Below are 371 nucleotides of genomic sequence, written 5' to 3'. Positions count from 1 at the left end.
CCACACTACCATCCATAAACCCGAGACGTAATATGTAGATATGGAAAAAAGTCCACATTGCTCGTACTAAAGCTAAAAATAAACCTCCTGAACGCCTTCCTTTTCGATGATATTTCTGTGCTCCTAACCAAGCATATTGAGCTGATTTATCTAAGCCATGCCCATAGTCACGATGTGTGAAATGGAGTAAGTACCCATTCAACTCACCAACCTTGCCCTCTGCAGGGATTACGGTTTCGTGTACTTCATCTGGAGTATAACTAGCTCCATTGCGCTGGAACAAACGCAAAACAGATCTAGCGCTTCGTCCATACTTTAACGTTTTACCGTATAGCGTAACACCCCAAGGTAGCTTAAATGCAGTTTTATCT

1 pseudogene is annotated in these 371 nt (G+C 42.3%); it reads right to left on the bottom strand.

Features of this window, described 5'->3' with window-relative positions:
- Positions 1-371, bottom strand: a pseudogene (locus AB4585_RS22650) (glycosyltransferase family 2 protein); the annotation flags it as partial.

Origin of the sequence: Vibrio sp. 10N.222.49.C9, assembly GCF_041474985.1 — a bacterium.
Classification (GTDB): domain Bacteria; phylum Pseudomonadota; class Gammaproteobacteria; order Enterobacterales; family Vibrionaceae; genus Vibrio; species Vibrio crassostreae_C.
Note: the sequence above shows the minus strand (reverse complement) of the source record. Positions and strands in the feature narration are given on the sequence as shown.